Origin of the sequence: Methylomonas sp. MED-D, from assembly GCF_050276835.1 — a bacterium.
Classification (GTDB): domain Bacteria; phylum Pseudomonadota; class Gammaproteobacteria; order Methylococcales; family Methylomonadaceae; genus Methylomonas; species Methylomonas koyamae_A.
Genome location: NZ_CP189965.1, coordinates 83,145 through 93,074 on the forward strand (window position 1 = coordinate 83,145; position 9,930 = coordinate 93,074).

A 9,930-nucleotide genomic window follows, 5' to 3' on the forward strand; every position below is an offset into this window, starting at 1 on the left:
ACCCGCCGAAAACACAGCATTGGACCTAACGATGTAGCCAATCTAGGCCGGGGGAATGGCCGCTTTGACAAGCGTGATAGCCCGTTTAATTTCGCCGGTTAAGTCCGTTCCGCTTGTCGAAAAGGTTGCAGGCCGGCAGGCTCGGCTGTTGTCTTCGAATGCGAGGCGCAGACCCAAGTAGCGCTCGCTTCACCCGCGCGGAACCATTGGTGGCGTCTCCCCGTTTACTGTTGCTCCGCGCAGCGTATGCAGAGCGCGGCGTAGGGCAATGCGGCCAGCCGGGCGGGCTTGATCGGCTCGCCGCAGCGTTGGCAGATACCGTAGGTGCCGGCGTCGATGCGGATGATCGCTTGCTTGATTTTTTCGACTTCGTCCCGAGTGACGTTGCCGATGGCATCCAGCACTTCGTCGTTCTCGGTTTGGGTCGCTTGTTCGGAAAAATCGCGGTCCAGCGCTTGGTCGATGTGCTTAACGTCGTCGGTAATTTTACCGAGGCGGTCGTCCAGCTCTTCCAGCATGTTCAAAAGCTGGTCGCGCACGTCGTCGTAGTCTTTCATAAGCGTCTCCGCGGTCCGGCCGGATCGCATGGGTGTTGGGGCTGTCGGCTTTATACAACGAAGCCGATGGCGGGTGCAACCGGGCTGGACTATACTCGGCCGCAGCCCTTTCGCTACCGACATTTCTCCGATGGATCTCGCCCTCGAACGCTTATTGGACACCGCTAACCGGATTATCCTCGGCAAGCCCCGCCAAATCCGGTTGGCGGTTTGCTGTCTGCTGGCCAGAGGACATCTGTTGATCGAGGACATTCCGGGCGTCGGCAAAACCACGCTGGCGCACACCCTGGCCAAACTGTTTGGGATGGAGTACCAGCGCATCCAATTCACCAGCGACATTTTGCCCGCCGATATTCTCGGCTCGTCGGTCTTCGATGCCCAACGCCAGACGTTTACGTTTCACGCCGGACCGATTTTCAAGCAAATGGTGTTGGCCGACGAAATCAACCGGGCCACGCCCAAGGCCCAAAGCGCGTTGCTGGAGGCGATGGAAGAGCGTCAGGTGACGATAGAAGGCAAGACCTATCCGTTGCCGCAGCCGTTTTTCGTCATCGCGACCCAGAATCCGGCTCACCAGATCGGCACTTTCCCGCTGCCGGAATCGCAGGTGGATCGGTTTTTGATGCGGATCGAACTGGGTTATCCCGATCGCCAGGCCGAACGCGAATTGCTAAGCGGCCGTCCCCGCCATGCCTTGATCGACAATCTGCCGGTGGTGATCGGCGCCGGCGAATTGCTCGAAATGCAATTGGCGGCGACCGAGGTTCACGTTTCGCCGGCCTTGCTGGATTATCTGCAAGGCATCTTGGATTTCAGCCGGCACCACCCGGATTACGCCAGCGGCTTGTCGCCGCGCGGCGGATTGGGCTTATTAGCCGCTGCTAGGGCTTGGGCGTTTCTGGACCGGCGCAAGGCGGTCTTGCCGGAAGACTTGCAAGCCGTGTTGCCGGCGGTGGCCGGCCATCGCTTGCAGGCGGGGGTTGTCGATTCGGCGGCCACCGTCGCGCCGATACTCGAACAAGTCGCCGTGTTGTGAGCCTGAAGCTGTCGGAACGCTTTCGCCTGTCCCGCTTCATTCGCGGCGAAGCGCCGTCCGGCGACGCGATAGAACTCAATCACCGGCGCATCTTCATTATTCCCAACCGGCGGGGATTGTTGTTCGTTGGCTTGATCGGCGTGCTATTGCTGATCGGCTACGTTTACGGCAACAACCTGTGCTACTTGTTGGGTTTTTTGTTGGCCGGCGTTTTTTTTGTGACGATACTGCATACCTATCTGGCGCTGGCGGGCTTGGTGGTGCGGGCCGGGCGGCAGGCACCGGTATTCGCGGGCCAACCGGCCGCTTACGCTTTTACGCTGGAACCGGGACGGCGACCTCGTCCAAATCTCGAGTTGAGTTTGCGGAGTCGCTTGACAGTGGAATTGCCGGCCGAACAAAGCCGTACCGTCACGTTATTCGAGACTGCCGCCCTGCGCGGACGGCGCCAACCGGGCACTTTAACCGTCAGCAGTAGTTATCCGCTGGGTATATTTCGCGCTTGGTCGCCGTTGCGTTTCGATAGTCCATTGCTGGTTTACCCTAAACCGGCCGAGCCGGGCGTGCCGTTTCCCGAGCAAGCCGGCGGCGACGGCCGGGCAGGCTATCGGGCGCGCGGCGGCGACGAGTTCAACGGATTGCGGGCCTACCAACTCGGCGACACCCTACGGCAGATCGATTGGAAGACTTACGCCAAGGGCCAAGGCGTGCATAGCAAACAGTACGGCGGCAATACCGCCGCCGAGCTGTGGCTGGATTTGCAAGCGGCGTCCGGCCACCATTTGGAGGAACGCTTGAGTTTGCTGTGCCGCTGGGTGGTGGACGCCGAACATGCCGGCCTGCGTTACGGCTTGGTTCTACCCAATCTGCGCCTGGCGCCCGATCGCGGTACCCAGCATTATCGGCGCTGCCTGGAAGCGCTGGCGGTGTTCGGCGTATGACCGACTATTTACCCGACCGCCTGCTCTGGTTTGTGTTGGCATCGACCGGCCTGATCGTGTTGCCGCACGCCTGGCACGTGCCGCTGCCGCTGTTCGGTTTTTTCCTGTTGCCGCTGGGCTGGCGATGCGTGGGTATCGGCCGGCCGGACTGCTTGCCGGGCAAGTGGCTGTTGTTCGCGCTGACCTTGGCCGGGCTGGCCTTGCTGTTCAGTCAGCAGCGCGGCGTATTCGGCCGGGATGCCGGCACCGGTTTATTCGTGGTGTCGCTGGGCTTGAAATTGCTGGAAATTCGCGGCCGGCGCGACGTCTACGTGATCGTGTTTTTGTCGTTCATCGTCGCCGCCACCCAATTTCTTTACGAAGAAAGCATCTTGATGGCCGGCTATATTGCGCTAGTCTGCGTCCTAGGCTTGGCGACCTTGATTACGTTGAACAGCCGGACGCCGCGCACCGGCGCGGCGCTGTGGAGTGCCGGGCGCTTGATCGCCCAGGCTGTTCCGGCCGCGCTGGTGTTGTTCGTATTGTTTCCGCGACTGGAGGCGCCGCGCTGGAGTTGGTTGCAGGATACCGACAGGGCCAGGAGCGGCTTGAGTAATAAGCTGGAGCCGGGCGCCATCGCCGAACTGAGTCTGTCCGGCGACCTGGTATTCCGGGTGAAGTTCGCCGGCGAGCTGCCACCGGCCCATCTGCGTTACTGGCGCGGGCCGATTTACGCCTTCACCGACGGCGTGGTTTGGCAGCAACTACCCTATGCCGGTCGCGGCGAAGGCGATCCGGCCTTCGATACGACTCGGATTTACGACTACACGCTGTTGATGGAACCGCAAAACCAGCATTGGGTCTACGCGCTGGATTTGCCTTACCGCTATCCGCCCGAATTGCGCCGCAACGGCTTGTACCAATTGCTGGCCGACAACAACCCCGGCGAACGCGCCGAATATCGGCTGGCGTCGGCCCCCAACTACCGGACCGGCGACCTCGACGACTCGGGACGCCGGGAAAACCTGCAACTGCCGGGCAAGCTGGCGCCCAGGATCCAAGCGCTGGTCGAGCGCTTGCGCGACGGCGATGCCGATCCGGAACGCTTCATCACTCGACTACTCGGGTATTTTCGCGAGCAGAATTTTCGTTACACGCTGACGCCGCCGACTATGCCGGTCAAACCGATCGAAGCGTTTTTGTTCGACCAGCGGGCCGGCTTCTGCAGTCACTACGCGACCGCGTTCGTTTATGTGTTGCGGGCGGCGGGCATTCCGGCGCGGGTGGTGGGCGGTTATCAGGGCGGCCAGTTCAACGCGGTCGGCGGATTTCTGGAAGTTCGCCAGGCCGACGCGCATGCCTGGGCGGAAGTCTGGCTGGCGGAACGCGGCTGGGTACGCTTCGATCCGACCGCGGCGATTGCGCCGGAACGTATCGAGCGCGGCGTCGATATCGACTTGCAGGTTGCCAGCGGCGCGGTGAACTTTAGGACTTCCAATTTCGATCCAACGGCGCTGAGCTGGTTGCAACGCGGTGCTCAGTTGTGGAGCAACGTCGATTATCAATGGCAGCGCTGGGTCATCAATTACGATAACGCCAGTCAGCGCGAATTTCTGTCGGCGCTGGGGATCCAGGATTGGTTGACGCTGGCCTACTGGCTGTTTGCCAGTTTGGCCGGCATCGGCGGGCTACTGGCCTGGCGTTTGTTGAAACCATTGCGTCGGCGCCGGGACCCGGTCGCCGAGTTGTATAGACGCTTCGTCGCGCGCTTGGTCAAAGCGGGATTGATGGCCAAACCGGGGTATGGTCCGAGCGAATTGGCGGATCAGCTTCGCCGGCTAAGACCCGATTTAGCCGAACCGGCCGGCCGCATCGCCGAAACGTTTAACCGCCTGTATTTCGAGGAAACCGGCGAAGACGTCGATCTAAGCGATTTGAAACGGCGGATCGACGCTCTACGCTGATCGGCCCGGATCGGCCCGTTTTAGGGCTGAGCCGCCGGCTTGGCGGCCGGCGCCGGTTTAACGACCGGCACGTCGCCGCCGGTGGGTGCCGGCGGCGGTGGGGTTTGGGCCTTGGCTTGTTGGGCTTTTTCGGCTTGGAGTTCCTTGTTGCCTTCACCGTACATCACGGCCGACGTCATGAACAGGCCGGTGCAAACAAAGATGATCGGTAAGCGGCCGGGTTTGTCCATCCAAAATAGCAGCCACTTAGGCTTGATCAAACCGACCAGCAACAGGACTAAGGTAAGAATCAGGAGGTTGAAGCTGTAGTAAATCAGAGTGTTCATGTATCCGGGTTGGTTAGCGGCAGGTGAAAGAAACCTATATTATTACCAGGCTTAGGATCGGCAATCATAAAAAAATTACATCAGCCTCGGGAGGCAGTTATGGGCGGTTTCGGTTTATTCGTGACAGTGTTGTTCTTTTTCGCCATTTTGATGGTGTTCATGAGCGTCAAATCGGTGCCGCAAGGCATGGAATACACAGTCGAGCGTTTCGGCAAGTACACGGCGACCTTGACGCCGGGTTTGAACATCATCGTCCCCATCATCGATCAGATCGGCAGAAAATTGAATATGATGGAACAAGTCATCGACGTGCCGTCGCAGGAAGTCATTACCAAGGACAACGCCATGGTGCGGGTGGACGGCGTGGTGTTCTACCAAATCATGGATGCCGCCAAGGCGGCTTACGAGGTGAATTATCTGGATGTGGCGATTATCAATCTGGTGATGACCAACATCCGCACCGTGATGGGTTCGATGGACCTGGACGAATTGCTATCGCGCCGCGACGAAATCAACGCCCGTTTGCTGGCGGTGGTCGACGACGCGACCACGCCGTGGGGCATCAAAGTCACCCGGATCGAAATCAAGGACATTGCGCCACCCAAGGATTTGGTCGATTCGATGGCTCGGCAAATGAAGGCCGAACGGGAAAAACGCGCGCAGATTTTGGAAGCCGAAGGCTTGCGGCAGGCGGAAATTTTAAAAGCCGAGGGTTTGAAACAGAGCGCGATTCTGGAAGCCGAAGGCCGCCGCGAAGCGGCGTTTCGCGAGGCCGAAGCCCGCGAGCGCTTGGCGGAAGCCGAGGCCAAGGCCACGCTGATGGTGTCCGAAGCCATCGCCAAGGGCGACGTGCAGGCGATCAATTTTTTCGTCGCGCAAAAATACATCGAGTCCATCAAGGAGATCGCCACCGCCGACAACAGCAAGCTGATTCTAATGCCGCTGGAAGCCTCCAGCGTGATCGGTGCCTTGGGCGGTATCGGCGAATTGGCCAAGGAAGCTTTGTCCAAAAAAGGCTAGTGCGATGAGCGAATTCGACATCGTGTTCTGGTATTGGTGGGTGGCCGCGGTCGCGTTCCTGGGCTTGGAGATTTTGGTCAGCGGTTTCTTCTTTTTGTGGCTGGCGGTGGCGGCTTTCGTGACCGGCGCGTTGTTACTGGTCGTGCCGGTGATGGGATTTAACGTGCAAGTGCTGCTGTTCTCGGCGATGGCGATCGCGGCGGTACTGGCTTGGCGCCGTTACGCCGGCGCCAAATCGCAAACCAGCGATCATCCGCTGTTGAACCGGCGCGGGGCTCAATACGTCGGCCGTACCTTCAATTTGGTGGAAGCCATCGAAAACGGACAGGGCAAAATCAAGGTGGACGACACGATCTGGAAAGTCCACGGCGACGATTGCCCGGTGGGCGGTAAGGTCAAGGTAGTCGCCGTCAACGGTACCGTGTTCGACGTGGAAATCTGTCGCTAGCTACCCCCAGTGAGGGGATTGCGATTTTTAACCCAGGGTGAGCTTCAATCCGCCAATAGTTTGCCCTGGGTGCTCGTTATCGTTCACGGGCTTAACGCTGAAGAATTTGTCCAAAAACAACGAGGTAGTCTCGGCGTGGGTATTCAAGGGGCCGAGACCGCAAAAATCGATCTGAAGCAATCCTGAATCTCTTAGCAATTTGGCGGATTCCGGATGCCAGTCGGAGTTATCGAGAATAATCAAACCACCTGCTCTTAAATGCTTTAACGCGTTGTTTGCGCAAGCGTAGCGCGTCCTGAAACGAGATTCGCCGTCGACAATAATGACGTCGAACTGGCCGAAATTATTCAAAGCCTCCGCGTAATCGCCAAATGCTTGACTATATTCATCCCCATCTATTGCGACAAGTATCGGTGTGGTGTTGTCCGGTAAGACATTGGAAGACAAGATTTTGTCGTACCAGACCCGTGAGCCCTCCAGGCTCACGACCGATTTAGACCGGCCGGCCCACCATCGGGTCGAATTGCCGCAACCGAATTCAAAGACTTCCGCTTCTGAAAAATCCCATTTCGCCAGTTGTTCGATGGCCGGATAGGTGTACCAGGGGAGCGGATTACCTTCGCGGTCGACGCACATGGTTTCGCGAAGCGAACGCAAATACCCTCTATGAGTTCCAACCGCGCTGCAAGTGTACAAATACTGCTCCAACTCAGATGCGCTAAGCCTATCGTCCAGCAGATTACAGTGTTTAAGTATTCGGTACTTCTTTGCCAATTCAGGCAAGTATTTTATCTTTTTGAATAATTTTTCCATTTTCAGACCTGCTGTCAAAGTAATATTTATAGCCAACGCGGCGGCCTGTCTGGAATCTCCTCGCTAATTCCGAAGGAAATTTCCCATTCCGATGGACGACGCAAGTGATCGAGGAAAAATCAATCATCAAATAAACAACTTGCCGGACATTCAATTTCCGACGCCAATTATGATCGGAAATCAAACCGCTAAACTATCTACTTTTTAACGTAAAGATCGGTAATCGTCCCTTCTATCATCTCCGCCGCGAACGCAAACGTCTCCGACAAGGTCGGGTGCGGATGGATGCTCAGGCTGACGTCGGTGGCGTCAGCGCCCATTTCCAAGGCCAATACCGCTTCCGCCACCAACTCGCCTGCGCCGGGGCCGGTGAAGCCGGCACCCAGGATTCGCCCGTTGGTTTTGTCGGTCAAAATTTTAGTGATGCCTTCGCTACGTCCCAAGGCTAACGACCGACCGCTGGCGGCCCACGGGAATACGGCTTTGTCGTATTCGACGCCTTGCTGTTGCGCCTGGGTTTCGGTCAATCCCATCCAGGCCACTTCCGGATCGGTGTAGGCCACCGATGGAATCGTCAACGCATCGAAACCGGCTTTATGGCCGGCAATGGTTTCGGCGGCGATTTTGCCTTCGTGAGTGGCTTTGTGGGCCAGCATCGGGTTGCCGACGATGTCGCCGATCGCGAAAATGTGGCCGACGTTGGTGCGGCCCTGTTTGTCGACCGGAATAAAGCCGCGTTCGTCGACGGTAACGCCTGCTTTATCGGCGTCGATTAGTTTGCCGTTCGGCCGACGGCCGACCGCGACCAGCACCGCGTCGAAAGTTTCGCTTTCCGGCGCGTCCTTACCTTCCATAGATACCTTAATGCCAGCGTCGGTGGCTTCCATCGCTTTCACGCTGGTTTTCAGCCACAGATTGTCGTATTGCTTTTTGATCTTACGTTGCAGCGGCGTGACCAAATCCTTGTCGCAGCCGGGGATGATTTGGTCCATCAACTCGACCACGCTGATTTTCGAGCCCAAGGCGTGATACACCGTCGCCATTTCCAGACCGATGATGCCGCCGCCGACGATCAGCAGCTTCTCCGGCACGAAGTTCAAGTTCAACGCATCGGTCGAATCCCAGACGCGCGGGTCGTCGTGCGGGAAACCGGGAATTTTAGTCGGCTGCGAGCCGGCGGCGATGATCGCGTTATCGAAAGTCACGGTTTGGCTGCCGGACTCGTTTTCGACGGTCAGGCTATTGGCTGAAGCGAACTTGCCGACACCGTTGATCACGGCGACTTTGCGCTGTTTGGCCAGCTTCGCCAAACCTTGATTCAAACCCTGGCTGACGCTTTGCTTCCAGCCGCGAATTTTATCCAAATCGACTTGCGGCTGGCCAAAGCTGACGCCGTGTTCGGCCATCGCCTCGGCTTCATGGATGATTTGCGCGGCGTGCAACAAGGCTTTCGACGGAATGCAACCGACGTTCAGACAAACGCCGCCCAGCACCGGATAGCGTTCGACCAGGACCACCTGCTTGCCCAAATCGGCGGCGCGGAAGGCCGCCGTGTAACCGCCGGGGCCGCCGCCCAGGACCAGAACTTCGGCGTGAGTTTGTGTATTGCTCATGAAATGGAACTCCTAAATGACGAAATCGGTGAGGCGTGCCAGCTGATGCCGAAACGGCGTCAACGCTTAAAGGCGATTTTACAGCTTACCGCGACGGATCAAAAACTAAACTGAGGCCTTTCGGTAAAACCTGCGTCAGCGACCGGCGGCACTCGAGAGCCAGATGCCCTGACGCGCTGAGCATCAGGCTAGGGGTAAGGATCAGCCGGGTTTCGGGGGGAACCCGGTCGGAATCGCGGGGCGACTTTCGAGACTGGGTTTTAACGGATGAGCCGTAGGCGAGGACCTGTGGCGTGGTATTCCACATAATCGAAGGCGTTTGGACACCGGTCTGTCCGTACTTTTTCGGCACAAACAGACAAGTGCCCGTCGGGTCCTTATACCCTCGGGCCGGCTACGGCACGCCCGCTGGCAGCGTATACACCGCTTGGGAGGTTTCGCCGATCGTCGCCAAAAAAGCCGACATGTCGGGCGCCGAACCGGACGTGTAGTAAGTGGTGGCGCTGGCTGGTCGCCGAGGCGCGGTGGCGGCCGGCAGAACACGGGCGAGTTGCCGGGCGATGGCGTCGGAAGGCTCGACCACCGCGACCGTCGGTCCGGCAATCCGCGAAATTTCCGAAGTCAGAAACGCGTAATGCGTGCAGCCCAGCACAATGGTATCGGCGCCGGCGGCAATGCCGGGTCTGATGAATTTGTCCAACAGATCTAAGGTTGCCGCGCTACCAAATTCGCCGCGTTCGACCTGGTCCGCCAAACCCGGACACGGTTGCAGGATCACGTTAACCTCCCGGCCGTAGGCGCTGCACAGTCGGGCGACCGACGCGCTCCGGATCGTGTTGGTGGTGGCCATGACCAACACCACCTTGGATTGCGTGATTCGCGCGGCCGGCTTGATGGCCGGTTCCATCGCGACGATCGGCAAGCCATGCAGTTTGCGTAGCTGTTGGGCGGCGACGACGCTGGCGGTGTTGCAGGCCAGCACCAAGGCTCGCGCGCCGCGTTGCACCAGGAAGGCGGCGATTTGCCGGGCGCGCGCTTCGATGAAGTCCGGCGCCCGGTCGCCGTACGGCGCGTGGGCATTGTCCGCGACGTAAACGAAGGATTCGTTTGGCAACTTTTCCCGTAAGGCGCGCAACACCGACAGTCCGCCGATGCCGGAGTCGTAAACGCCGATCGGCGCGGAACAGGTTTCGGAGGTGGGCATGATCGAGCTAAGGCTCCCAATTGGCGAAC

10 protein-coding genes are annotated in these 9,930 nt (G+C 58.7%); 5 read left to right on the forward strand and 5 right to left on the reverse strand.

What is annotated here, in order from left to right; all coding sequences use genetic code 11:
* Positions 1-224: 224 nt before the first annotated feature.
* Complete coding sequence (locus ACQE3E_RS00405; RefSeq protein ID WP_064026982.1) at positions 225-557, reverse strand: TraR/DksA family transcriptional regulator; 333 nt, start codon at positions 555-557, stop codon at positions 225-227.
* A 130-nt stretch (positions 558-687) separates the two neighbouring features.
* Between ACQE3E_RS00405 and ACQE3E_RS00410 the strand changes: the two genes are divergently transcribed.
* The 3 genes from ACQE3E_RS00410 to ACQE3E_RS00420 are packed head-to-tail and all read left to right on the forward strand — an operon-like array spanning position 688 to position 4,477.
* Complete coding sequence (locus ACQE3E_RS00410) at positions 688-1,593, forward strand: AAA family ATPase (protein ID WP_427501132.1); 906 nt, start codon at positions 688-690, stop codon at positions 1,591-1,593.
* On the forward strand, positions 1,590-2,534 hold the full coding sequence (locus ACQE3E_RS00415) for a DUF58 domain-containing protein (protein ID WP_427501133.1): 945 nt from the start codon (positions 1,590-1,592) through the stop codon (positions 2,532-2,534). The genes ACQE3E_RS00410 and ACQE3E_RS00415 overlap by 4 nt, the downstream gene beginning before the upstream one ends.
* Positions 2,531-4,477, forward strand: coding sequence for a transglutaminase TgpA family protein (locus tag ACQE3E_RS00420; RefSeq protein WP_427501134.1), 1,947 nt, complete (start codon positions 2,531-2,533; stop codon positions 4,475-4,477). Before ACQE3E_RS00415 ends, ACQE3E_RS00420 begins: the two co-directional genes overlap by 4 nt.
* 20 nt (positions 4,478-4,497) lie before the next feature.
* Here the strand turns inward: ACQE3E_RS00420 and ACQE3E_RS00425 are convergent, their stop codons facing one another.
* Positions 4,498-4,803, reverse strand: coding sequence for a hypothetical protein (locus ACQE3E_RS00425; protein WP_281021908.1), 306 nt, complete (start codon positions 4,801-4,803; stop codon positions 4,498-4,500).
* 99 nt (positions 4,804-4,902) lie between these two features.
* Between ACQE3E_RS00425 and ACQE3E_RS00430 the strand changes: the two genes are divergently transcribed.
* Positions 4,903-5,823, forward strand: coding sequence for an SPFH domain-containing protein (locus ACQE3E_RS00430; RefSeq protein ID WP_064026972.1), 921 nt, complete (start codon positions 4,903-4,905; stop codon positions 5,821-5,823).
* Between the two features lie 4 nt (positions 5,824-5,827).
* Positions 5,828-6,271 (forward strand): NfeD family protein, encoded by a 444-nt coding sequence (locus tag ACQE3E_RS00435; RefSeq protein ID WP_313729391.1) that lies wholly within the window; start codon positions 5,828-5,830, stop codon positions 6,269-6,271.
* A gap of 27 nt (positions 6,272-6,298) precedes the next feature.
* On the opposite strand, the gene ACQE3E_RS00440 is transcribed toward ACQE3E_RS00435, so the two are convergent.
* From ACQE3E_RS00440 to murI, 3 genes are all read right to left on the reverse strand, one after another.
* Positions 6,299-7,084, reverse strand: a complete 786-nt coding sequence (locus ACQE3E_RS00440) for a class I SAM-dependent methyltransferase (protein ID WP_064026968.1) — start codon at positions 7,082-7,084, stop codon at positions 6,299-6,301.
* Between the two features lie 197 nt (positions 7,085-7,281).
* Positions 7,282-8,697 (reverse strand): dihydrolipoyl dehydrogenase, encoded by a 1,416-nt coding sequence (gene lpdA, locus ACQE3E_RS00445; protein WP_313729390.1) that lies wholly within the window; start codon positions 8,695-8,697, stop codon positions 7,282-7,284.
* Positions 8,698-9,091: 394 nt separating this feature from the next.
* Entirely contained in the window at positions 9,092-9,901 is an 810-nt protein-coding gene (gene murI / locus ACQE3E_RS00450; RefSeq protein ID WP_313729389.1) for a glutamate racemase, read from the reverse strand.
* Positions 9,902-9,930: the final 29 nt, after the last annotated feature.